Raw genomic sequence first — 26482 nt, forward strand, 5'->3', positions numbered from 1 at the left:
CGATGTCCGACATCCATCGGTCCTTCGACGTCGGGGCCGCGCCACGGTCCCTCGCGGGCCGCCGGTTCGCCACCCGGGTCACCGCGCGGGACGCGGCCGTGCGAGACCACCTCGTCCACCGCACGCCGGTCCTCCCCGGCGTCTTCCATCTCGACCTGGTGCTGCGGCTGGTCCGTCACCTGGGTGTCGATCCGTCCCTGGTCGAGCTACGGCGCTGCGTCTTCGTCCGCCCGCTGATCGCCGTGGACGACCTGGACCGCCAGCTGGAGGTGACGGTCGGCGAGCCCGGGCCGCGCGGCGCAGTGCCGGTCACCGTGCGCAGCCGTCCGCTGCGGGGCGGCGAGGTGGCCGACGAGCAGTGGCAGGTGAACTTCCAGGCGGAGATCCATGTCGTGGGTCCGTGGGAGCCGGATGCGGTTCCGGCCGGCCGGTTCGACGCCGCTTCCGGCCCCGGTTCGCTGGACGCCGACGACCTCTACGGCCTGGCCCGCCAACTGGACATCGAGCACGGGCCGTTCATGAAGGTACGGGGCCGGGTCGGCTCGGGCGACGGCTTCTCGGTCGCCGACGTGCACCTGGACCCCAGCGCGGTCGAGGCGCTCGGGCACTTCCACGTGCACCCCGTCTTCATGGACTTCTCGGTGCTCGTGCCGTTCCTGCAGTTCCCCGAGCCGGTGCGGCGCGGCATCGTCCAGCCCTTCATCCCGATCTACGTCGACTCCTTCCGCGCCCGCCGTTCCCTGGAGGCGCGCACGCTGGTGCACGCGCCGCGCCTGCCGAGCCTGCAGGTCGACGACAGCACCCAGGCGGTCGTGGCGGACATCGACCTGTGCACGCCGGACGGGGAGGTCGCGGTCCGGCTGACCGGTTACCGCGCGAAGCGGGTCCGCACCACCGAGGACATCCGCAAGCACGCGGAGGAGGGCAGGCGGCCGGCCGGGGCGAGGGCGGCGCGGCCCGCGGTGCCCTCGCCTGCCCACCCGCCCGCCGAGCAGGTCGTCGCTCCCGCTCCCGCTCCCGCTCCCGCTCCCGCTCCCGCTCCCGCTCCCGCTCCCGGCGAGGATCTCACCACGCTCGTCACCGCGCTGGTCGCGGCACAGACCGGCGAACCGACCTCCACCATCCACCCCGACCAAGGCTTCTACGACGAACTCGGCCTCACCTCCGTCGACCTCCTCAACATCGCCGGAAAACTCGAAACCGCACTCGACACCGAGCTCTACCCCACCCTCCTCTTCGAACACCCCACCATCGGCCAACTCGTCACCCACCTCACCGACGAAGGAATCCACGCCCCCACCGACACCACCCCGGCCGACCCTGCCGCCGGCACCACCGCGCCCACCCCGGCCGCCGACACCGGCGGCGACGACCTGACCGGCCTCGTGACCGCGCTGGTCGCGGCACAGACCGGCCAGCCGACCTCCACCATCCACCCCGACCAAGGCTTCTACGACGAACTCGGCCTCACCTCCGTCGACCTCCTCAACATCGCCGGAAAACTCGAAACCGCACTCGACACCGAGCTCTACCCCACCCTCCTCTTCGAACACCCCACCATCGGCCAACTCGTCACCCACCTCACCGACGAAGGAATCCACGCCCCCACCACCCCGGCCGACCCTGCCGCCGGCACCACCGCGCCCACCCCGGCCGCGCCGCCGTCCGCCGACGCCCCGATGGCGATCGTCGGCGTGGCCGGCCGCTATCCCGGTGCCCGGAACCTCGACGAGTTCTGGGAGGTGTTGCGAAGCGGACGTGACTGCCTGGAGGACGTGCCCGCCGACCGCTGGGACGCCAACGCGTGGTTCTCGCCCGAGCCGGGTACGCCGGGCCGTTCGTACCTCAAGCGGGGCGGCTTCATCGAGGACGTCGACCGGTTCGACTCCCTGTTCTTCAACATCCCGCCGCAGCAGGCGAAGCTGATGGACCCGCACGAACGGCAGTTCCTCGAGGTTGCCTGGTCGGCACTGGAGGACGCCGGACACACCCCGGAGTCCTTGTCGGCGGCCGGCGGACCCGTCGGCGTGTTCGCGGGTTCGATGTGGGCCGACTACCACCTGCACGGTCTGGAGAGCGTGCGGGACGGCGGCACGGACATCGCGCTGAGCTGGCTCGGCGGCATCCCGAACCGGGTCAGTCACGCCTTCGACTTCCGTGGGCCCAGCGTCCTGGTGGACACCGCCTGCTCGTCCTCGCTCACCGCGCTGCACCAGGCCTGCGAGGCGATCCGCCGCGGAGAGTGCCGAACGGCCCTGGTCGGCGGGGTGAGCCTGTCCCTCCATCCGTACAAGTACGTGCGCTCGGCGGCCCACGGCCTGCTGGCGAAGGACGGTACGAGCCGCCCCTTCGGCGCGGACACCTCCGGGTACGTCCCGGCGGACGGCGTGGGCGCACTTGTCGTGCGCCCGCTGGCGGACGCCGAGGCGGACGGCGACCGCGTCCTGGCCGTCGTACGGGGCTCGGCCGTGAACCACACCGGCCGTACTCCCGGTTACACGATCACGAGCCCGGACGCGCAGAGCCGGGTGGTCGAGGATGCCCTGACCCGGGCGGGCGTCCCGGCGTCGACCGTGACGCTGCTGGAGGCACACGGGGCGGCGACCGCGCTCGGTGACCAGCTCGAAGTGGACGCCCTGACCAGATCGTTCCGCAAGGAGACCGACGCGGTCGGCTTCTGCGCGATCGGCTCGGTGAAGGCGAACATCGGCCACACCGAGGCCGCCGCCGGCCTCGCCTCGCTCACCAAGATCCTGCTGTGCCTGCGGCACCGCACCCTCGTGCCGGCCCCGCACGCCGAACACCCCAACCCCGCCATCGACTTCGCCGCCTCACCCTTCCGCCTGCCGGCCGCCGAGGAGCCCTGGACGCCGGTGCCGGACCCGGCCACCGGGCGTCCGGCGCCGCTGCGCGCGGCGGTCAGCGCGTTCGGCTTCGGCGGGGCCAACGCCCATGTCGTCCTGGAGGAATACGTGTCCCCCGAGCCCCCGCCCGCCGGGCCGCAGGCAGCGTCGGACCGGCAGCTGGTCGCGCTGTCGGCCCGGACCGGCGAGCAGCTGACCCGCCGGGCGGCCGACCTCGCGGGCGCGCTGCGGGCGCGCCCCGGGACCAGGCTCGCCGACATCGCGCACACGCTCGCCGTCGGGCGGCGCCACCTGGGTGAGCGGCTCGCGCTCGTCGTCGCCTCCACCGCGGACCTGGCCGACGCGCTCGACGCGCTCGCGGCGGGCCGTACCCCCGCGGTGCCCCACAGCCGCGGCACGGCCCGGCGGGTGACAACCCGGTCCGCGCTGCCCGCACCGGCGTCGGCATCACCCGAGGCGCTCGCCGAGTTCTGGGCGAACGGCGGCGTCGACACCCTCGCCCCGGTGCCGGGCGGGCGGCGGATCGCGCTGCCGGCCTATCCGTTCGCCGGGGACCGCCACTGGATCACCCCCGCCGCCGAACCGAGGCGTGTGCTGCCCGAACAACCATCAGAGCCGCGGCCCGCGCCACCCGGCACCGGCCGCGTCCCCCTGGAGGACCTGGGCGGGGTGATGCTGTACGAGCCTGCCTGGGCGCCCCGGCCGGCCCCGCCGGCCACCGTCTCGCTCGACGGCGAGACCGTGCTGGTGCTGGACACGTCCGACGCGCGCTGCGCGGCCCTGCGTTCCCGGATCCGTCCGGTGCTCGTCACGCCGGGCAGCGGGTTCGCCCGGCTGTCGGCCGACCACTTCACCGTCTCGCCCGACTCCTCCGAGGACCACGGACGGCTGCGCGAGGCCCTGGAGCGGGAGGGCCGCGTGCCGGCCGCGATCCTGCACCTGTGGCACCTCGACGGCTCCGCCCCCGACGGACCGCCGGAGCGGCCGACGGGACTGCTGTCGGTCTACGCGCTGTGCCAGGCGTGGGCGGTGGGCCGCCGCGTGGCCCTGCCGGTCGTGCACGCCTACCACTCCCCCGCGGAGTGCCCGCCGGACGCCTCCGTGGGCGGCCTGGCCCGCGGACTGCGCCTGGAGCAGCCCAGGCTGCCGCTCAGTACGGTCCGGTTCGCCGCGCCCCCGGACGATGCGGCACGGACGGCCGACATGCTGCTCGCGGAGGCGTCGTCGCCGGCTGACCTGGAGGTCCGGCACACCGCGGACGGTGTCCGCGAGGTCCGCGGCTTCGCGCCCACCCGTCCGCTGCCCGCCGGCACCCCGCTGGCCCGGCCCGGCGGCACCTGCCTGATCAGCGGTGGTACGGGCGGCATCGCCCGGCACGTGGCGCGGCGCATGGCCCGCATGGCCCAGCCCGACATCGTGCTGTTCGGCCGCTCCCCGGAAGGCGCCGCTCAGCGCGAGTTCCTGGCCGAGCTGGCCGCGCTCGGCTCGCGCGCCGCGTACGTCCAGGCCGACGTCACACGGCTGGAGGACGTACGGCGACTGGTGGCGACCGCGGAGGAGCGGTTCGGCACCGTGACCGGGGTGGTCCACACCGCGGGCGTGGTGGAGGACGGCCTGCTGATCAACAAGACGGCCGACTCCGTACGTCGGGTGCTGGGGCCGAAGTTCGACGGCGTCCGCAACCTCGACCTGGCCACCGCCGACCGGCCGCTGGACTACCTGGTGCTGTTCTCCTCCACCTCGGCCGTGCTCGGCTCCATCGGCACGACCGACTACACCGCCGCCAACGCCTACATGGACTCCTTCGCCGCCTGGCGGAACGAACGCGTGGCGCGGCACGAGCGCCAGGGCCGCAGCATCGCCCTGAACTGGCCGCTGTGGGAGGACGGCGGCATGCGCATCAACCCGGCCGTGGAGGCCCAGGTGCTGGAGAGCACCGGGCTGGTGCCGCTCAGGACGGCGCACGGTCTGGCCGCGCTGGAGGCCGGTCTGGCCCACGACGGGCCGCAACTCGCGGTCTTCGAGGGCGACCGCGCCAGGATCGAACGTCTGCTCGCGGTCATCTGGCCGGAACGCGTCCGGACGGCTGCCCCGGAGGGCCCGGTCGACAGGACTGCCCCGGAGGGCCGGGTCGACAGGACTGCCCCGGAGGGCCGGGTCGACAGGACTGCGCCGGGGGACCAGGGCGCCCCGGTCGACCGGAGTGCCCCGGGTGGCACGACCGAGCCGGCCCCGGCGGTGACCGGCTCGGCGCAGGCGCAGCTCGCCGCCGAGCTGGAGACCATGATCGCCGAGACGGTGACGGGCGTCCTGCCGCAGGCGGCGACCCTCTCCGAGGAACTCACGGCCTGGACCTTCATGGAGCTGGGGCTGACCTCGGTGGACGTGGTGACACTGAGTGTCCGGCTGGGGCAGCAGCTGGGAGTCGAGATCGCGCCCACGGTGTTCTTCCGCTGCACGCGTGTGCCCGAGCTGGCGGCTCACCTCGTCGAGAAGCACGGCACGGCGGTGCGCGCCTGGTACGGCTCGTTCAAGGGGACGGCGGCCGAGTCCGTTGCACCGGTCGCCCGGGAGAGCACCGGGACCGTGCCGGCCAGGAAGACCCGCTCTTCCGCGCTGGAGGCCGCCTCCGGCTCCGGGGCGACGGACCGGGACATCGCCGTGATCGGTCTGGCCGGCCGCTTCCCGGGCGCCTCGAACGTCCGGGAGCTGTGGGACGCCCTGCTCGCCGGACGGGACCTGGTCGGTGGAGTGCCGGCGGACCGCTGGGACCACGGCCGCTACCTCGACGCCGACGGTGCGGCCGGTACGACCGAGTGCCCGGCCGGGGGGTTCCTCGACGTGGTGAGCCGGTTCGACGCCGCGTTCTTCGGCGTTCCCCGGGCCGAGGCCGAGGCGATGGACCCGCAGCTGCGTCTGCTGCTGGAGGTGCTGTACGAGGCGGCCGAGGACGCGGCCGTCCTGCCCGGCCTGCGCGGCAGTGACACCGGCGTGTTCGTCGGTGAGTGCTTCAGGGACTACGAGGGCGAGATGATCGCCCGCGGCCGGCGGCCGGGGCCGTACGACGCCACGGGCATCGCCACCACGATGGCCGCGAACCGGCCCTCGCACTACTTCGACCTGTCCGGGCCGAGCATGACCGTCGACACGGCCTGCTCCTCGTCGCTGCACGCGCTGCAGCTGGCCGTGGAGTCGCTGCGCCGCGGCGAGTGCTCGATGGCCTTCGCGGCGGGCGCCAACCTGATGCTGACGCCGCGCCACTACCTCTCGCTGTCCGGGACGGGTGCCCTGTCGCCGAGCGGCCGCTGCCATGCCTTCGACGAGCGGGCCGACGGCTACGTGCCGGCCGAGGCGATCGCGGCGGTCCTGCTGAAGCCGCTGCGCGCGGCACTCGCCGACGGGGATCCGGTCCGGGCCGTCGTCAAAGGGCTGGCCGTCGGTCACGGCGGCCACACGGGCACGGTCACCGCGCCCAACCCTCAGCGGCAGAGCGAACTCATCGCACGGGCATGGCGTGACGCCGGTGTGCCGGCGCACACGATGGGCCTGCTGGAGGCACACGGCACGGGGACACGGCTCGGTGACCCCATCGAGATCGAGGGAGTGCGCGGTGCCTTGACCGGACGCCCGGACGACGCCCCGCCGGTCGTCGTCGGCACGGCGAAGGCCCATCTGGGGCACGCCGAGGGCGCGGCGGGCGTCGTGGGAGTCGCCAAGGCGGTGCTGTCCCTGGAGCACGGCCGGATCCCGGCGATGCCGGACTTCCGCCAGGCCAACCCGTATCTCGGTCTGGGAGACGGTGAGTTGTCCATCGCGGCGGAGACCGCCGACTGGCCCGCTCGGCCGGGTGTGCCACGCCGGGCCGGGGTGAGTTCCTTCGGGTTCGGCGGCGCCAACGCCCACGTCGTCCTGGAGGAGGCGCCGTACCGCGCCCGTACGCCGTGGGCGGGCGCCCGCAGTCTGGTCGTCCCGTTCTCCGCGTCGTCGGCACAGGCGCTGCCCGAGGTGCTGCGCCGGCACCGCACCGCTCTCGACGAGCGGCCCGACCTGGCCGCGGTGGCCGCGACCCTGCAGCGGGGACGGGATCCGTTGCCCGCCAGGATCGCCGTGGTCGCTGCCACCGACGGCGAACTGCGCGCGGAGCTGGACGCTTTGCTCGCGGAGCCGGCCGAGGCGGGGACGGTCCGCGCGGCGCCGGGATCGGACGCGGCGACCATCGCGCTCGCGCGACGCTGGGCCGGTGGGGAGCCGGTGGCGTGGACGCCGGCCTGCGGTGGCTCCGAGGCGCCCCGCCTGAACCTGCCCGGCAGGCCCTTCCAGACCGAGCACTTCTGGTTGCGCGAGGCCGAGCAGAAACCCGCGCCCTCGCCGTCCGGGTCCGCCCTGGCGGCTCCCTCCGCCCCGTCGGCTCCCGCGGCTCTTCCGGCTGTGGCTCCGTCGGCCTCGTCCGCGTCGTCCACCCCGTCCGCCCCGTCCGCCCCGGCCAGCGACACCACCGCGGCCCGGCACGTCGCGCGGGACGCCGAGGGCCCTGCCGCGCAGGCTCTCGCCGGCGCCAGGTCCTTCATGTACGGGTCGGGGTACGACGCCGTCGGCGTGCGACGCGGCCTGGACCGGCTGGGTGTCGTGGGATCCCGGCTCGCCGCACTGTCGGTGCGCGAGCACCTCGGGGCGACCGGTGAGCTGTCCGGCGCCGACGTCCTGGCGGGGCTGCCGTCCGTCGCACCGTACGAGCGCTACGTCGCGCGACTCGCCGACGTGGTGGCCGCCGCTCCGCGTCCGCTGCCCGACCCGGCCGCCGAACGAGACCTCGTCGAGCGGGAGTTCGACGATCTGGCCCTCGACCACCCCGAGGTGGGCGACCTGGTCGCGCTGGCCCGGGCCGTGATCCCGCACATCCCCCGCATCGTCACGGGCGACGCCTCGGCGCTCGACCTGTACTTCGGCGGGGACGTCGGCGACCTGCTGGGCCGCGTCTACCACGGCAACGCCGTCGCCGACCACTACAACGCCGTGGTGGCCCACCTCGCCGACGGCTACGTGCGCGAGCGGCTGGCGCGCGACCCCGGCCGCCCGGTGCGGATCCTGGAAATCGGGGCGGGCACCGGCGGCACCACCGTGCCGGTCGTGGAGCGCCTGGCGGGCTACGGAGCCCGCGTCGAGTACACCTTCACCGACATCTCCGCGTCCTACTTCCGCCAGGCGCGCCGCACGTTCGCCGACGCGGGCCTGCCGATGGTGTTCTCCACGTTCAACCTGGAGGAGGACCCGGCCGCCCAGGGCGTCGAGGAGGGCGCCTACGACCTGCTGATCGCGTCCAACGTGGTGCACGCGACGCAGGACATCACCCAGTCGACGGCCCATCTGCGCCGGCTGCTGTCCGACGGCGGCCTCCTGCTGCTGAACGAGATCACTTCCAACATCGACTACCAGTTCCTGCTGTTCGGGATGATCCCCAGCTGGTGGACCTGCCGGGACACCGAACGGATGCCTGGCGCCCCACTGCTCGCGCAGGGCCGCTGGCAGGACGTCCTGCGGCGGGCCGGCTTCGCGCAGAGCTGGGTGCAGACACACGACAACGGCGTCCCGGACGAGGACGACCAGTGTGTGATCGTGGCGCGCGCCGAGGGCGGCCCGCCGTCCGTCGCCGCGCGGGGCGAGACCTCGAACTCGCCGTCCGTCGCCGCGCCCGCCGCGGCGCCCGCCCCGCCCGGGCGAGGCGGCGTCGAGGAAGGCGTGCGCGCACATCTGCGGGAGGTCGTCGCCTCCTTTCTGTCCGTCTCCCCGGACAGCGTGGACGTGGAGACCTCCTTCACCGAGCTGGGTGTCGACTCGCTGGGCACCATCCAGCTCGTGCGGGAGCTGGAGGAGGACTTCGGCAAACTGCCGAAGGTCCTGCTCTACGAGGCCGGCACGGTCGCCGCACTCGCCCGGGAGCTGCTGACCCGCGCGCCGGAGGTCTGCGCCCGCTACGCCCGCGACGCCGGCACGGCCGTGCCCGCCGGGAGGTCCGTGCCCCCCGCCGCGGCGCCGGGGCCCGAGGCCGGGGGCGCGGTGCGGCGGGACCCCGTCGCCATCGTCGGCATGGCCGTCCGCATGCCCGGCGCACGGACCACCCGGGCCCTGTGGCGCGATCTGCTGGCGGGCACCGACCACATGACCGAGATCCCCGCGGAACGCTGGGACTGGCGACCGCTCTTCGGCGACCCGCACCGCGAGTCCGGCAGGACGAACAGCAAGTGGGGCGCCTTCGTCGACGGGGTCACCGAGTTCGACGCCGAGTTCTTCGGGATATCCGGGCGCGAGGCCGAGGTGATGGACCCGCAGCAGCGGCTGATGCTGCAGACGGCCTGGCACGCGGTGGAGGACGCCGGTCACGCGCCGTCGTCGCTGCACGGCGGTGACACCGGTGTCTTCGTCGGCGCCACCTCCCACGACTACACGGCGCACCTGGCCCGTGTGGGCCGATACCGGGAGCCGTACGCCGTCAACGGCAACGCCAAGACGGTGCTGGCGAACCGCGTCTCCTTCGAGTTCGGGGTGCACGGGCCGAGCGAGGCCGTGGACACCGCCTGCTCCAGTTCGCTGACCGCGCTGCACCGCGCGGCACGCGCCATCGAGGCCGGCGAGTGCTCCGACGCGCTGGTCGGCGGGGTGCACCTGCTGCTGGCACCCGACATGTACGTCGCGCTGGGCCAGATGGGCGCACTGTCCCCGGACGGCAGGTGCCACGCCTTCGACCGGTCCGCGAACGGCTTCAGCCGGGGTGAGGGCGTCATCGCGCTGTACCTCAAGCCGCTGTCCCGTGCGCTGGCCGACGGCGACACCGTGTACGCGCTGGTGCGCGGCAGCGGGGTCAACCACGGCGGCCGCGCCCAGTCGCTGCCGGTGCCCAACCCGGCCGCCCAGGCGGCGCTGATCTCACGGGTGCTGCGCGACTCGGACACCGACCCGCGCACCGTCGGCTACGTCGAGGCGCACGGCACCGGCACAGAGGTCGGCGACCCGATCGAGCTGCGGGGCCTGCGCCGGGCCTTCGCGGAACGTGCGGGCCTCGGTGAGGACGAGCGCGTGGACGCCTGGTGCGCGGTGGGATCCATCAAGTCCAACATGGGCCACCTGGAGGCCGCTGCCGGTCTCGCCGGCGTGGTGAAGAGCGTCCTGGCCCTGCGCCACGGCGTCATACCGCCGAGCATCCACTTCCACGAGGCCAACCCGCTCCTCGACCTGGACGGCAGTCCGTTCCGTGTCGCGCGCCGCCGTCAGGACTGGCCGGCGCCCGCCGACGGCCGGGGCGGGGCGCTGCCCCGCCGGGCGGCCGTGAGCTCGATGGGGTTCGGCGGTTCCAACGCCCACGTCATCCTGGAGGAGTACCCGGACCACGCTCCGGGCAGCGCCGCCGGCGAGGCGGGCCGACCGGAACTGTTCGTGCTGTCGGCGCGCGACGAGGACCGGCTGAGGGACGCGGCCCGTGCGCTGGCGGACCGCCTCGACGGCGACCGTGCCGTCTCCGCGGCCGAGGTGGCGCACACCCTGCGCACCGGCCGGAACGCGATGGAACACCGCCTTGCCGTGGTCACCGGGACACTGCCGGAGCTGGTCGCGGCGCTGCGCGCGCACGCCGCGGGCCGCGGTGACGACCGCCTGTTCACCGGTCGGGCCGGCAGCGCCGGGCCGGCCGTCGTGCCCACGGACGATCCGCGGGCACTGGGCCGCCAGTGGGTCGAGGGGAGGGCCGGCGAGGAAGCTCTCGCCGCCCTCTCCCCGGCCGGTGTCCGCCGGGTGAGCCTGCCCGGCTACCCCTTCGCGCCCACCGCGTTCTGGGCGGTCGCCGAGACCGAGCCGTACCCCGCCACCGCCGAGGACGCGGCTCGCGCGAACCCGCCCTCCGCGACCGCCGAGGACGACGCCCCCGAGGAGCTGGTCGCCATGCTCGACGCCCTGAGCCGGGGCGAACTGACCGTTGACGACGTGGATCTGAGCCTGGTCCGGAACGACGGGATGGAACGATGACACCGAACACCGAAACCGTCCGCCGCCTGGTACTCGATCGAGTCCGCGGCGGACAGCTCGACCCGGCGGTGGCCGCCCGGCTGCTCGCCCGCGCGGGCAGCGGCGCCGGCCGGGCCGGCGGCGTGGAACTCGTCGGGTACACCCCCGTCTGGGAACCGGCGTTCGCGCGCCCGGCCGCACATCCCGCCGTCACGGCCGGGGACACCCTGCTCGTGGTGGACGGCGTTGACGCGCCCCTGTCGGCCGGTGTCCGCACCGTCCGGCCCGGCACCGACCTGGACGGGGACACGGCGTCCTGGACGGCGTACCTGCGCGAGGAGACCGCACTCGGCCGCCGGCCGCGCGGGCTGGTCTTCGACCTGTCGGCCGGCACCACGGGGTGCGGGCGCGCGGTCGAGCTGGTGCTGCCCGCGTTGCGCGCCCTGATCGGCGACCGCGCCGAAGGCCCGATGCCCGTGGTGTTCCTCACCGGCCGGTCCCGTCCCGAGTCGGGCGCCGCCCTGGGCGCGCTTGCGCAGGTGGCGAGCGCCGAGGACCGCAGACTGCGGGCTCTCAGCGTCCAGGTCGACGAGGTGCCGGCGTGGGCCGAGGACGTCTTCCGGGTGGCTCTCGCCGAACTGTCCACGGTCCGGCCGGGCCTGGCCCAGGTGCGGTACGGCGCCAACGGCCGGGAGATCCGGGTGCTCCGGCCCTCTCCGGCCCGCCTCGGCCGGCCGTCCGCGTTCCGCGACGGCGGCCGGTACCTGATCACCGGCGGTGCCCGGGGCATCGGGCTGCGCCTTGCCGCGCTGCTCGCCCGGGACCACCGCGCCCGGCTGGTGCTCACCGGCCGCTCCGAACCCGACGCGGGCCAACGGGCCGAGTTCCGCCGCCTGGAGGAGGCGGGCGCCCGGGTCGTGTACGTGCGCGGGGACGTCACCCGGCACGGGGACGCGCGGGCGGCCGTCGACGCCGCCCGGCGCGAGTACGGCGGTCTGGACGGCGTGCTGCACTCCGCGGGGCTGAACGAGGACTCCTACCTGGTCAACAAGGACACCGCGTCGGCGCACCGGGTGCTGTCCGTGAAGCTGGACGGAGCGGACCACCTGGACCGGCTGACGTCCAACCTGCCGCTCGACTTCTTCGTCCTGTTCTCGTCGACGTCGGCCTACTTCGGCGCCCCGGGGCAGGCCGACTACGCCGCCGCCAACCGGGCGCTGGGCGAGCTGGCCGCCGCTCGGGCCCGGCGGGTCGCCGCGGGTTCGCGCCACGGCGCGTCGGTGGCGGTCGCCTGGCCGTTGTGGGCCGAGGGGGGCATGGCGATCTCCGCGGACAACCGGCGGGTGCTGGAGGAGATGCAGGGCATGCTGCCGCTGCCGACCGAGGCGGGACTGCGCGCCCTGTCCGACGCCATCGCCGGCGGGGAGCCCGAGACGCTGGTGGTCCACGGGCGCTCCGACCGTATCGACGCCTGGGTGACGAGGGTGTCCGCCGAGGAGGCCACCGCCGACGCGGAGCCCGAGACGGCGGCCGCGACCGCCGTGAGCGGCGAGGACCTGGTCACCGCCGCTGAGGCGTATCTGCTGGACCTCGTCACGGAGACGGCGAGACTGCCCTCCGGACGGCTCCGCGCCGACCAGGAGTTCTCCACCTTCGGTGTCGACTCGATCCTCGTCAAGAAGCTCACCGCCGCCTTGGCGGACCGCTTCGGCGTCCTTCCGGTCACTCTGCTGTTCGAGTACCGGACCGTGGCCGAGCTGGCGCGCTTCCTCGCCGACCGGCAACCGGACGCCCTCCGCTCGGTCCTGGGCCCGGACGCACCGCGGACCACCGAGCCGGAGACACCGCAGACCACCGAGCCGGAGACACCGCGGACCACCGAGCCGGCCGGACCCGCGGCCGCCACCGGGCCGCCCCCCGTGGGCCGGGAGCGGTCCGAGCGGGCGGCGCCGGACGAACTCGACGGGGGCCTGCCCTTCGACCAGGCGGTCGCGATCGTGGGCGTCGGCGGGCGGTATCCGGGCGGTGCCGACCTGACGGAGTTCTGGCGGTCGCTGGCCGCCGGCGCCGACCTGATCCGTGAGATCCCCCGTGACCGCTGGGACAACGACCGTCTCCTCGCCGCCCGGCGGGGCACGCCCGGCGCGATCACCGGCAAGTGGGGCGGCTTCCTCGACGACGTGGCCCGCTTCGATCCGCTGTTCTTCGCCATGTCGCCCGGCGAGGCCGCCAAGCTCGACCCGAACGAGCGGATCTTCCTGGAGGTCGCCTGGTCCGCGCTGGAGCACGCCGGATACTCACGGCGCAGGCTGCACGAGACCACCCGGGTCGGCGACACGCACTCCGTGGGCGTCTTCGTCGGCGTGACGGGTTCCCAGTACGGCCTCGTCGGTGCGGAGCAGTGGGGCCGCGGCAACAAGGTGTTCGCGCACTCCATGGACTACTCGATCGCCAACCGGCTCAGCTACGTCCTGGACGTGCACGGCCCCAGCATGGTGGTCGACACCGCCTGCTCCGGCTCGCTGACCGCGCTGCACCTGGCCTGCCGCAGTGTGCTGTCGGGCGAGACGAGGACGGCGATCGCCGGCGGCGTCAACGTGAACATCCATCCGATCAAGTACGCGACGCTGACCGACATGCGCCTGCTGGCCTCCGACGGCCGCTGCCGGGCGTTCGGCGAGGGCGGTGACGGGTTCGTGCCCGGCGAGGGCGCCGGGGCGCTGATCCTCAAGCGGCTGTCCGACGCCCTCGCCGACGGCGACCGCGTCCACGCCGTGGTGCGCGGGACCGCCGTCAACCACGGCGGGCGCAGCAACGGCTACACCGTGCCGACCCCGCGCGCCCAGGGGGCGGTCGTCGCGGACGCCCTGCGGGCCGCCCGCGTCGACGCGCGCACCGTCGGATACGTCGAGGCGCACGGCACGGGGACGGATCTGGGCGACCCGGTCGAGGTCGAGGGACTGAGGCGGGCGTTCGCCGAGTACACCGATGACACCGGCTTCTGCGCGATCGGCTCCGTGAAGTCCAACATCGGTCATCTGGAGGCGGCGGCCGGCGTGTGCGGCGTCACCAAGGTCGTGCTGCAGTTCGCGCACCGCACCCTGGTCCCGACGCTGCACAGCGAGCCGGTCAACCCCAGGCTCGACCTGGAGGCCACCCCGTTCCGGCCGCAGCGGACAGCCGAGCCCTGGCCCGCACCGGACGGTGCGCCCCGGCGCGCCGCGGTGAGCTCGTTCGGCGCGGGCGGCGCCAACGGCCATGTGGTCCTGGAGGAATGGCCTGCTCCGCAGGGCTCCGGGGACGACGGCCGCCCGTACGCCGTGGGCCTGTCGGCGCGGACTCCCGAGCAGCTGCGGCGGAGCGCCGAGCAGCTCGTCGACGACCTCGCCCGCGACCCGGACCGCGCGCTGCGCGACCTCGCCTTCACCCTGCTGACCGGCAGGGAGGAGTGGGACCACCGGCTGGCGGTCGTCGCCTCGTCGGTCGGCGAACTGCTCGCCCGGCTGCGTGGCCACCTCGACGGCGAGGCGTCACCGGCCGTGCGCACGGGCCGCGCCGACCCGGGCGAGGAACTCGCGGACGTACGGCTCCCGGTGACGGAGGAACACTGGGACGCGCTCGCCGACGCCTGGGTGGCCGGAGCACGGGTGGACTGGCGGACGGCGTTCGAGGACGGTCCTCGTCCCACGCCCGTGCCGCTTCCGTCGTACCCGTTCGGCGGCAAGCGGTACTGGGTGGACCTGGTCGACGAACCGTCCGGCGCCCCGGACACCGGGCCCGCGGTGCTCCACCGCACCGACGCGGTCGTCGCCGACCACACGGTACTGGGCCGGCCCCTGGTCGCCGGGGTCGTCCAGCTGGCGCTGGCGCGAGCGGCGGCCGGTCGCACCGACGGCCCCGTGGTGTTCCAGGACGTCAGATGGCGGGTGCCGCTGGAGGTCGAGGGCGACACCCTGGACGTGACCGTCCGCTTCGCCGACGACGGCAGATCGTACGAGGTCCGCGGCGGTGCGACCGGCACCGTGCACTCCAGCGGCGGCCTCACGGCCGGCGACGGAGCGGCCCTCGGCCGGCTCGACGTGTCGGCGGTCCGCGCCCGGTGCCGGCGGCGCGTCGACGCCGCTGAGGTGTACGGCAGGGCGGAGGCGGCGGGACTGGGGTACGGACCTCTGTTCCGGGGCCTGGTCGCGCTGCACCGCGGGGACGGCGAGGCCCTGGCGGAGCTGGCCCGGCCCGGGTCGGACGCCCCCGAGTGGGCGGCCGAGGCCGCGATGACGGACAGCGCCCTGCACGCCGTACAAGGGGTGCTGCCCGAGAACGACGGGCGCGCCGCGCTGCCGGCCTCGGTGTCCCGGATCACCCTGGGCTCATCGCCTCTCCGGGCGCGATACGCCCATGTCACGCTGGGGGGCCACGACGCCGAGCGCGGCACCGCGCGGGCGGACGTCGCCCTGGCCGCCGCCGACGGCACCGTGCTGGCACGGTTCGAGGGGCTGCGCATCGCCCGCCCCGCCGCACCGTCCGAGGCGGACGCGCGCGAGGAAACCGCTGCGGAGGACAGCGTGCCGCTGTACCGCCCGGTGTGGCGCCCGTCGGCGGTGGACCGGCCTGCCGCGACGGGCGGCGGCGGGCCGGTCCTCGTCCTGGGCACCGCCCACGACCACGGCCTGGGCAGCGCGATGACCGCTCACCACCGGACGGCCGGGCACCCGGTCCGGCACGTGCTGCTGGAGGACGTCGCTCTCTCGGCGGAGGCCTTCGGCCGGGTGCTGGACGAGGCCGGCGACCCGGGGACCGTCTGGTTCCTGGGCGGCGTCGAGGAACGGCTGTACTCGGCCGACGACCCGGGCCAGCTCGCCGAGGCGCTGGACCGCGGCCCGGTGGCACTGTTCCATCTGCTCAAGGCGCTGGACGCGCAGCGCGGGCGGACCGGCGTGCGCGTGCACGTGGTGACGTCCGGTGTGCAGGCGACCGACGAGGCGCTGCCGGCCCGCAACCCGTTCTCCGGAGGGCTGCCCGGGCTCGTCGCCTCGGCCTCGCGCGAGCTCGGTTTCCTCTCCCTCAGCTGTGTCGACGTCGCGCGCGAGGACCTGCTGCGCTGCGCCCGCCCGGACGCGTGGTCCGCGCTGATCGGGCAGTTGAGCGCCGAGCCCGCCGCCCGTCCGGCGCACCCGGTCGCCCTGTGCGGCGGGGTGAGGTACGCCCGGGAGCTGGAGCGCGTGGGCGTGTCCGGCGGCGAGGACGTCCCTCTGCGGGAAGGCGGCCGCTATCTGGTCACCGGCGGCGCCGGCGGCCTGGGCACGGTCGTCGCCGAGCACCTGGTCGCGGAGTACGGCGCCCGGGTCCTGCTCACCGGCCGCAGGCCGCGGGCCGCACTGCCCGAGCGCGCCCGGGCCCTGCTGTCCGCCGTGCCGGACCGGGTGGCGTACGCCGCCGCCGACGTCACCGACGAGGCCGCGCTGCGGCGGGCGGTGACGCGGATGCGGGAGACGTGGGGCGGTGTGGACGGCGTCGTGCACTCGGCGTTCGTGCTGAACGACCGCACGCTGTCGCGGATGGACGAGGAGACGCTGCGCTCCTCGTTCGGTCCGAAGGCGTACGGCACGGTCGTGCTCCAGCGGGTGCTGGCCGACGAACCGCTCGACTTCTTCGCCCTGTTCTCGTCCGCGATCTCGCTCAACGGCAACGCGGGGCAGGCCAACTACGCGGCCGCGTCCACCTTCCAGGACGCGTACGGCCGTTTCCTGGCCGCCCGGCTGCACCGGCCGGTGCGCGTCCTGAACTGGGGGCTGTGGGGCGAGAGCGGTTCGGTCGCCACCGACGACTACCGGTCCCGGGTGACCGCCCGGCTCGGTGTCGAACCCATCAGCGACCTGGCCGGGATCGACGCCTTCCGCCGGGTGCTCGCCGGTCCCGCCGTGCAGGTGGCACCGGTGCGGCTCGCCGGGTCCGAGGAGGATCCCGCCGCGCATCCGCGGGCCGTCTCCGCCGCCGCGGCAGCGTCCGCCGGGTCCGAAGCCGTGCGCGCGGCCGAGGTCGCCGCGCGCGGGCGGACCGCCGAGGACGCACGACTGACCGGAGCGGACTTCTTCGCCTCCCTGGAACCGTACGCGCGGGTGCTGTTGCGCGACGCCTTCCTCGGCCACGGCGCGTGGCCCGAGCCCGGCACGACCGTGGCCCGCGACGAGCTGGCCCGCCGTCTCTCCGTCGTGCCCGGCCAGGAGCGGTTGCTGGACGCCGCGCTCTACGCGCTGGACCGGGGCGGCCACCTCACGTCGAACCCGGACGGCACCCTCACCGTTCCGGCCACCGAGCCGGAGGTTCCGGACCCCGCTGCCGCCGCGGCCCTGCGCGACCGCCTGGTCTGCGCCCATCCGCACGCCACCGCGCTGGCCGACCTGCTGCGCGAGTGCACCGAGGTACTGCCGGAGGTGCTGTGCGGCCGGCGCAGCGGACTGTCGGTGCTCTTCCCCGGCGGCAGCGACCACAAGCTGGCGCCGCTGTACCACGACGACCCGCGCTCGGAGCACTTCAACGCGGTGTGCGCGGCGGCCGTCACCGCCTATGCGGAGCACCGGTTCGCCGAGGGTGACGAACGGCTGCGGCTGCTGGAGGTCGGCGCGGGCACCGGCGGCACCAGCCGTCCCGTCCTCGACGCGCTCCAGCCCTTCGGCGACCGCTTCGAGTACGTGTTCACCGACCTGTCCCCCGGGCTGGTCCGCAAGGCCCGCGAACGCTTCTCCCAGCCGTATCCGCAGGCCCGGTTCTCGGTCCTCGACATCGCCCGGGACCCGGCCTCCCAGGGCTTCGAGGAGGGTGCGTACGACGTCGTCCTGGCGGCGAACGTGCTGCACGCCACCCCCGATGTGCGGCACAACGTACGGGCCGCGGCCCGGCTGCTGCGGCCGGGCGGGTTGCTGGTGGTGAACGAGGGCACGCGGGTCCTGGACGCGGTGACCATGATCTTCGGCTTGACCGAGGGCTGGTGGGGCTACGACGACGGAGAGCTGCGGCAGCCGCACTCGCCGTTGCTCACCCCGGGCACCTGGCGGTCGGTGCTGCTGGACTCCGGGCTGCGCGGGGTGCGGACCGTGGGCACGGCCGGGCCCGACGACGCGACGGCGGGCCAGCACGTGCTGCTGGCCGAGCGCGACGTGTGGCCCGTGCCCGGGCGTCGGGTCCCGGAACCGGCCGGTAAGGGATGCGAGGAACCGGCACCCGCCCCGCGGGTGGCCGGGCCCGCGGTACCCGACGCGCCGGTGAAGGACCTGTCCCGGGCCGCCGCGGCCTATCTGCGGCGGGTCTTCGCCGATGTGCTGAAGGTGGACGAAGCGGAGCTGGACCCCGCGGTGCCGCTCTCCTCGTACGGCACCGACTCCCTGGTCGGCATGGAGGTCGCCGACCGGATCGAGGCCGACCTGGGAACCGCGCCGCGGCACGTGCCCTTCGAGTCGACCTCCCTCGACGGGGTCGTGGCCGCATTGCTGGAGACCGCCGCGGAGCCGTTCGCCCGGTTCACCGGGGCGCGGGCGGCGGAGGATTCCGCCGCCGGGCCGGCGGCGTCCGGCTCCGCACTGGCCGAGGTCGCCACGGCCTACCTACGGCACGTCTTCGCCGGTGTCCTGGGGCTCGACGAGGCGGAGCTGGACCCGGCCGCGCCGCTGTCCTCGTACGGCACCGACTCTCTCGTCAGCATGGAGGTCGTCGACCGGATCGAGGCCGACCTCGGTCCCGTTCCGCGCACGATCCCCTACGAGTCGACCTCCCTGAACGGTGTGGTCGAGGCGCTGCTGGACGATCCGGCGCAGCCGCTGGTCCGCCTGGTCGACACGAGCACGCCGACGGTTCCCACCCGGCGCCGCGCCCGCCCCGAGCGGGCCGGGAACGACGCCCCGGAGGAGGCCGCCGCGACCGTCCGGGCACCGGGCACGGCGGCCACCGAGGTCGCCGCGCGGGCACCGGCCGCCACGAAGGGTCCCCGCGCCGGGACCGCTCCGGCGCACGCTCCCGTCGCCGCCCCGGCACCCGGCGGGGCCACGCCGCCGCCGGCCGTGGCGGACGCCGTCGCGATCGTCGGCATCTCGGGCCGCTTCCCCGGCGGCGACACGCTCGACGGCCTCTGGGACCACCTGCGCGCGGGCCGTCGGGCCGTCACGGAGGTGCCCGGCGACCGCTGGGACCCGGCAGGCGCGGACCGCACCGGCCGCTGGGGCGCGTTCCTCGACGACGTGGAGGCCTTCGATCCGCTGGTGTTCCGGATGTCGCCGCGGGACGCGGAGCGCAGCGACCCGCAGGAGCGCCTGTTCCTGGAGGCGGTGTGGACGGCGCTGGAGGACGCGGGGACGACACGCGCCGGGCTGGAGCGGTCCGCGCGGGCCACCACCGGCGCCGGTGTCGGCGTGTTCGCCGGCCTGATGCACAGCCCCTATCAGGTGCTGGCCGCCGAGTTGCGCGGCGCGGGCTCCGACGCGCACGCCCATTCCGCGCACTGGTCCGTGGCCAACCGCGCCTCGCACGTCTTCGGGTTCACCGGACCGAGCCTCGCCGTGGACACGGCGTGCTCGTCCGCCCTGACGGCACTGCACCTGGCGAGCGAGGCCGTGCGGCGCGGCGACTGCGGAGCGGCCGTCGTGGGCGGGGTCAACCTGATCCTCGACCCGTCCCACCACACCGCGCTGGCCGGCATGAAGATGCTCTCGCCGGACGGCCGCAGCCGCTCCTTCGGCCAGGACGCCGACGGCATGGTGCCCGGCGAAGGCGTGGGCGCCGTCGTCCTCAAGCCGCTGTCGGCGGCCCTGCGCGACGGCGACCGCGTCCACGGGCTGGTGCTCGGCACCGCCGTCAACGCGAACGGGGCGACCGACAGCATGGTCACCCCGAGCGCCGACGCCCAGGAGGAACTGCTCCGCCGGGCCCTCGCCCGCGCCGGCGTACGCCCCGAGGCGGTGCAGTACGTCGAGGCCCAGGCGACGGGCTCCCCGCTGGCCGACCCGGTGGAGGCGGCGGCGCTGGCCCGGGTGTTCGGCGGGCACGGTATGGCGGTCGGCTCCGTCAAGCCGTCGCTGGGACACCTGGAAGCGGCCTCCGGCATGGCCCAGCTGGCCAAGGTGCTGCTCCAGATGCGGCACGGCGAGCTGGCCGCCACGCTGGACTGTCCGCAGCCGGTCGAGGAGTTCGACGGCCGGACGCTGCGCCTGGTGCGTGAGCACGAGCCGTGGCCGGGGCTCGTGCCCCCGGCCGCACGCGTGGCCGCGATCAGTTCCTTCGGCGCGGGTGGCGCCAACGCCCATGCGGTGATGTCCGGGCCGCCCACCCCGGCCCGGACGGCGGAACCGCGGGACAGGCCGCGGCTGGTGCTGCTGTCGGCCCGCCGGGAGGAGCAGCTGCGGGCCCACGTGCAGCGGCTGCGCGATCATCTGTCGGCCCCCGGCACCACCGCTCCCGCGCTCGCTGACGTGGCGCGCACACTCGCCGCGGGCCGCGAACCCCTCGGCCGGCGGCTGGCCGTCGTCGCGCGGGACGTGCCGGAGCTGCTGACCCTGCTCGACGCCCACCTCGCGGGCGAGCGGCCCGAGCGGGTCCGGGCCGGTCACGCCCCCGCCGACGCGGACACCGCGTACGCCGTCCCCGCGGACGCCGACGCCACAGCGCTGGTCGCGGCGGGCGCGGCCTGGGCCACGGGCGCCCGGCTGACCGGAGCGGACCCGGTGCTCGGCCTCACCGACGGACGGATCGTGTCGCTGCCGGGCTACCCGTTCGCGCGGACGGTGCACCGGCTGCCCGCCGAGCCGGCCCCCGTCACTGCCACACCCCCGGCACCACAGTCCCGGCAACCCTCGGACCTGGAGGAGAACGACGTGTCAGAGACCAACGGCCATCTTGCGCCGGCGGCCGTCGAGCGCATACGTACGACCGTGGTGGACGCGGTGGCGGCGGTGCTGGGAGTGCGGCCCGAGGACATCGGCCTGGACGAGCACCTCAGCGACTTCGGCTTCGACTCGGTCACGGTCGTCGACCTGGCCGACCGGGTCAACGCCGAGCTGGGCACCGCCCTGAACCCGGCCGACCTGTACGGGTTCCGCAACGTCGGGGCGCTGGTGGAGGCACTTGCCCGGCAAACCGCCGGGGCGTCGGCACCGGCCCCCGTACGGGACGAACCCGCCGCCGTACGGGACGAACCCGCCGCCGTACGGCAGGAGCCCGCACCCCCGGCGGCCGTCCGAGAGGAGGCCCGGGGCGGCCACGCGGACGAGCCCGTCGCCGTCGTCGGCATGGCCGGATCCTTCCCCGGCTCCCCCGACCTGCCGGCGTACTGGGCCCATCTGCTGGCCGGACGAGACCTCGTCGGCGAGATCCCCGCCGAGCGCTTCGACTGGCACGACATCTACGGCGACCCGGGCACCGACCCGGAGAAGGTGCCCTCCCGCTGGGGCGGCTTCCTCGCCGACGCCGACCTGTTCGACCCGGGCTTCTTCCGCATCTCGCCGCGCGAGGCCGGGCTGATGGATCCGCAGCACCGGCTCTTCCTGGAGACGGTGTGGCGGACCGTCGAGGACGCCGGGCACGACCCCGCGTCCCTGGCGGGCACCGACACCGGCGTCTTCGTCGGCTGCGGTTCCACCGAGTACGCGACACTGCTGCTCCAGTCCGGTGTCGAGATCGACGGCCAGCTGGCCACCGGCAACGCGCACAGCATCCTGGCCAACCGGGTCTCCTTCCTGCTGGACCTGCGCGGTCCGAGCGAGCCGGTGGACACCGCCTGCTCCTCCAGCCTGGTCGCCGTGCACCGCGCGGTGCGGGCCATCCAGGACGGCGAGTGCTCCGCGGCGATCGCCGGCGGCGTCAATCTCACCCTGACCCCCACCGGCTACCTGGCGTTCGGGAAGTCCGGGATGCTCGCCGCGGACGGCCGCTGCAAGACGTTCGACCACCGCGCCGACGGCTATGTGCGTGGTGAGGGGGTCGGAGCGGTCCTGCTGAAGCCGCTGTCGGCGGCCCTGCGCGACGGCGACACGGTGTACGCGCTCGTGCGCGGCACGGCGGTGAACCACGGCGGCCGGGCGGCGTCGCTGACCGCGCCGAACTCCGCCTCGCAGGCGGCCGTGATCACCGCCGCCCACCGGCGCGGCGGCACCGACGCCTCCCTCGTCGGCTACGTCGAGGCGCACGGCACCGGGACCGCCCTGGGCGATCCGGTGGAACTGAACGGCCTGACCCAGGCGCTCCGCGAGCTGGGAGTGGGACCCGAGCGGGGACAGTTCATCGGGCTCGGCAGCGTGAAGACCAACGTCGGTCACCTGGAGACCGCGGCGGGGATCGCCGGTCTGATCAAGATCGTGCTGGCGATGCGCCACCGCATGATCCCCCCGACCCTGCACGTCGAGCGGCCCAATCCGCTGCTGGACCTGGCGGGCAGCCCGTTCCACCTGGTCGACTCGGCCCGTCCCTGGGACCGGCCCCGCACCGCTTCCGGAGCCGAGGCGCCGCGGCTCGCCGGGATCAGTTCCTTCGGCTTCGGCGGGGTCAACGCCCATGTGGTCGTGGAGGAGTTCGTCGACCCGCGTCCGGGCGAGGTCCACGACGGCACCCCCGAACTGTTCGTGCTGAGCGCCCGTACCGAGGACCGTCTGAAGGAGTACGCGGCCCTGCTCGGCGACCACGTGGCACGGGCCGCGGCCCGTGGCGGCGACGCCGTCGGGCTGCGGGCACTGGCCCGCACGCTCCGGCACGGGCGGCCCGCTCTGGAGCGCCGGCTGGCCGTGGTCACCGACTCCGCCGCCCGGCTGGCGGACGCCCTGCGGGCGTTCGCCGACGGGGAGAGGAGCGACCTCGCCGTCGAGACCACGCCGGCCGTCCCCGACCGGACCGCCGCAGGCCTCCTCGACGAGGACGACCGGGCACGGGTGCTGGAACTGGCACGGTCCGGGGACCTCGGCAAGGCCGCCGCGCTGTGGGTGCGCGGCACGGACATCGACTGGTCGGAACTGCACGCCGACGGCCCGTGGCGCCGGGCGGCCGGACTGCCCACGTACCCGTTCGCCCGCGAGCGCCACTGGCTGCCCCCGGTCCCGGCCCTCGCGCCGGCCGCTCCCGCCCCGGTCGCGCGGTCGGCGGCGTCCGCTCCCGCTCCCGTCGCACCGCCCGCCACGGTCCCGGTGGCCCCGGCGGTCCCGGCCGCGCCCACCGCGCCCCCGGCCGCCCCGCTCTCCCGCACCGCCCCACCGCTCCCGACGGCCTCCCCCGTCGGCGGTGCCACTCCCCCGGTGAACGGCAGCACCCCGACGGCCGCCGCCACCGCCCCCACACCCAAAGTCCCGTCCGTGCCGGTCCGGCCCACCGCGGCGACCGCGACCGACTCGGCCGGCACCTCCGCGGCGGGCCCGGCGTCCGGCTCCGCCGAGGAGCTGTCCGCACAGGTGCGGGTCCTGCTGGCCGAGGGCATCGGGCTGCCGCCCGAGTCCGTGGCCCCCGACCGGGACCTGACCGCGTACGGCGTCGACTCGATCTCCGCCCTGCGGATCATGCAGCGCATCCAGGCGGCGTTCGGCGACCACATCCCGATGGCGGCGATCTTCGAGTGCACCACCCTCGACAGCCTGGTCCGGCACCTGGTCGACGAGTACGGCGTCTCTCCGCGCGGCCGGGCGACCGGTGACGGCGAGGCGGCTGCCCCGCACCCGGCCGGCGTGCCCACCGAGCCGGTCGCCGCCGCCCCGGAGGCGTCCGTCGTCCCTTTCGGCGATGACGGCCCCGGCACCCCCCTGTACGGCCTGCCCGGAGCCACCGGCGAACTGACCTGGCTGCTGCACGTGCGTGCCTGGTTCGGCGCCGAAGGTCCCGTCCGCGGTGTGGAGTTCACCACCCCGGCGCCGCACGGCACGAACAACGGCCACGGTCTGACCGAGTTGGCCGAAACGTGTGCCGGCGCGATCCTGTCCGACCGGCCCGCAGGCCCCTACCGGCTGGCCGGGAACTCCGTCGCCGCACGTCTGGCGGTGGAGACGGCCCGCATCCTGGCCGACGCCGGGCACGAGGTCGCCCAGCTGGTCCTCCTGGACGCACCCGAACCCGACGCCACGCTCGCGGAGGACGCCGTGGCGGACGTCCGAGCCGTGGCCGAGCAGTTCGGCGCCGTGTGGTCGGGCGAACCGCTGGCGGCGGCCGGCACCGGTCGGGACCGTGAGTCCGCCCTGTGGTCGGCCGTGGAGTCCCTCTCCGCCCTCCCCGGCGTCCCCCTGCGCGGCACGGAACTCGCCGCACGCCTGACGTTCGCCGCCGACTGGCGCGGGGTGCTGCGCCGGGCGGCCGGCGACACCGCCCTGCGCCCGTTGGCCCTGGCCGGACGGACCGCGGTCCTGGCCGTGCCCGACGCCAGGTCGTGGGACCGGGCGCTGGTGCCGCCGCCGGCGCTGCTGGAACCCGTGACGGTGCCCGGCGGGGCGGTGTCCCGCGAAGGTGCCGCCCTGCTGGCCGCGCGCACCGCGCAGCCGGCGCCCGCGGCGGCGCGGACACCCCTGCGGATCACCGACCGCGAGGTGCGCACCGCGCCCGCGGAGAACCGCCGCTTCCTGGTGCCGATCAACCGCAGCGGCGACAGGACGCCCTCGTTCTGGGTGCACCACCTGTTCGGCGACGTCAGCTACTGCATCTACCTGTCCCGCCACCTCGGCATGGACCACCCGCTGTACGGCCTGGAGCAGCTCGACTCCGACCTGCGGTTCACCGAGTTCCCGTCCATCGAGGCGATGGCGGCCCGCTATGTGGCCGAGATCCGCGAGGAACACCCCGAGGGACCGTATGTGCTCGGTGGCGCTTCCTTCGGCGGCATCCTCGCCTTCGAGATGGCGCGTCAGCTCGTCGAGGCGGGCCAGGAGGTGTCGCACCTGTACCTGGTGGACGCGCTGCTGCCGGGCACCGGTGCCTGGAACGGCGTCGACAACACGGTGATCACCGAGGAGAACCAGGACGCCGTGACGCTGATGCTGATCGGCAACTCCGCCTCCCAGCTGTGGAAGGCCGATCCGACGCTGACCATCGACGAACTGACCGGCATGTCCAGCGACGAGGCCATCGACCACGTCACCCGGCATGTCGTGGAGGGTTCCCCGGCCCAGCTCTCGGCGGACGAGGTGCACCGCCTGGTCCGCACCCGCTTCGCCCTGCTCGACCTCAACGGCAAGCTGCTGCTCGACTACGCGGCCCGGCCGTTCGCCCGACCGGTCCGGACGACGGTCTTCCACGCCACGAAGGGCTTCTCCGCCGCGGAGAACCCGTACGGCATGCCCGCCATCGGACGGGACGACTCCGACACCACCAACGGACTCGGCTCACTCGCCGGGGACGACGTGAGCATCCACGACCTGGACGCCGACCACTTCACGATCGTCCTGGAGGACAACCTGCGCGTCATCGCCGAGGTCGTGACCCGCACCCTGCCCGCTCTCGCTACGAACGGACGGCGCTCATGACCGACTTCAGCGTCTACTTCTTCTCCTCAAACGACCGCAACGGCTTCGGGGACCGGTACCGGTTCGTCCTCGACGTCGCCCGCGCCATCGACGACAAGGGCTTCAAGGCCATCTGGACCCCGGAGCGCCACTTCCAGGAGTTCGGCGGCAGCTTCCCCAACCCGTCCGTCCTCAGCGCCGCCCTGGCGGCCACGACGAAGAACCTGCACCTGCGGGCCGGCAGCGTCGTGCTGCCGCACCACCACCCGGTACGGGTCGCCGAGGAATGGGCCCTGGTCGACCAGCTCTCCGGCGGGCGCGTCGGCATCTGCCTGGCGACCGGCTGGCACAAGGGCGACTTCGTGTTCCACCCCGACCTGTACGACACCCGGCGGGAGTACACCTTCGGGCACATCGAGACGGTACGCGCCCTGTGGCGCGGGGAGCAGGTGGCGTTTCCGGGCCCGGACGGACAGACCCTGAACGTGCGCAGCTACCCGCGCCCGCACCAGCCGGAGCTGCCCCTGTGGCTGGTGCACACCTCCAATCCGCAGACGTGGCTCCAGGCGGGCCGCGCCGGGCTCAACGTCCTGACCCTGCTGGACAGCTGGGAACGCCTGGAGGAGAACGTCTCCGCCTACCGCGGGGCGCGCGCCGAGGCCGGGCTCGACCCGGCGGCCGGCATCGTCACCGTGGGTCTGCACACGTTCGTGGGCGAGAACGAGGCGGAGGTGAAACGGATCGTGCACGATCCGGTCCGCACCTACCTGTCCTCCTTCGTCGCGCAGAAACGCAACGACGCCGCCGTCCAGGGAGCGTCGTCGGCCATGAGCGACGCCGAGCACAAGGCACTCGTCGACATCGCGGCGGAGGACTTCTACGAGCGCCGCTCGCTGCTCGGCACGCCCGACAAGTGCGCGAAGGTGGTGCGGCGGCTCAGCGACATCGGCGTCGGCGAGGTCGCGTGCCTGATCGACTTCGGCGTTCCGTTCGAGACGGTCCTGGACATGCTGCCCCACCTGGACGGGCTCCGGGCCCGGTTCGCGTCCCCCGCGCCTGCCGCCGCCGCGGCCCGGGACGACGCCCTGTCCTGGTACTACGCCCGGAACTGACACCACAGTTTGGGGCCGGTGGCGGACCGACCCGCCGCCGGCCCCGTCTTCCTCCCCTGGAGTGCCA

Annotated in this window: 3 protein-coding genes; all 3 read left to right on the plus strand. The window is 74.9% G+C overall.

Annotated features, from left to right (window positions below):
* Window positions 1-2 precede the first annotated feature (2 nt).
* The 3 genes from ACVV2G_RS31080 to ACVV2G_RS31090 are packed head-to-tail and all read left to right on the plus strand — an operon-like array spanning window position 3 to window position 26415.
* A complete protein-coding gene (locus ACVV2G_RS31080; protein WP_453846127.1) occupies window positions 3-10877 on the plus strand; it encodes an SDR family NAD(P)-dependent oxidoreductase in 10875 nt (3624 codons plus the stop codon).
* On the plus strand, window positions 10874-25324 hold the full coding sequence (locus ACVV2G_RS31085; RefSeq protein WP_453846128.1) for an SDR family NAD(P)-dependent oxidoreductase: 14451 nt from the start codon (window positions 10874-10876) through the stop codon (window positions 25322-25324). Before ACVV2G_RS31080 ends, ACVV2G_RS31085 begins: the two co-directional genes overlap by 4 nt.
* Window positions 25321-26415: a MupA/Atu3671 family FMN-dependent luciferase-like monooxygenase gene (locus ACVV2G_RS31090; protein ID WP_453846129.1), complete on the plus strand. Its 1095-nt coding sequence runs from the start codon at window positions 25321-25323 to the stop codon at window positions 26413-26415. The genes ACVV2G_RS31085 and ACVV2G_RS31090 overlap by 4 nt, the downstream gene beginning before the upstream one ends.
* Window positions 26416-26482: the final 67 nt, after the last annotated feature.

The organism is Streptomyces sp. JK94 (genome assembly GCF_053613315.1).

Coding starts and splice junctions, on each gene's coding strand:
- ACVV2G_RS31080 (WP_453846127.1), top strand. CDS start 3: ATGTCCGACATCCATCGGTCCTTCGACGTCGGGGCCGCGCCACGGTCC.
- ACVV2G_RS31085 (WP_453846128.1), top strand. CDS start 10,874: ATGACACCGAACACCGAAACCGTCCGCCGCCTGGTACTCGATCGAGTC.
- ACVV2G_RS31090 (WP_453846129.1), top strand. CDS start 25,321: ATGACCGACTTCAGCGTCTACTTCTTCTCCTCAAACGACCGCAACGGC.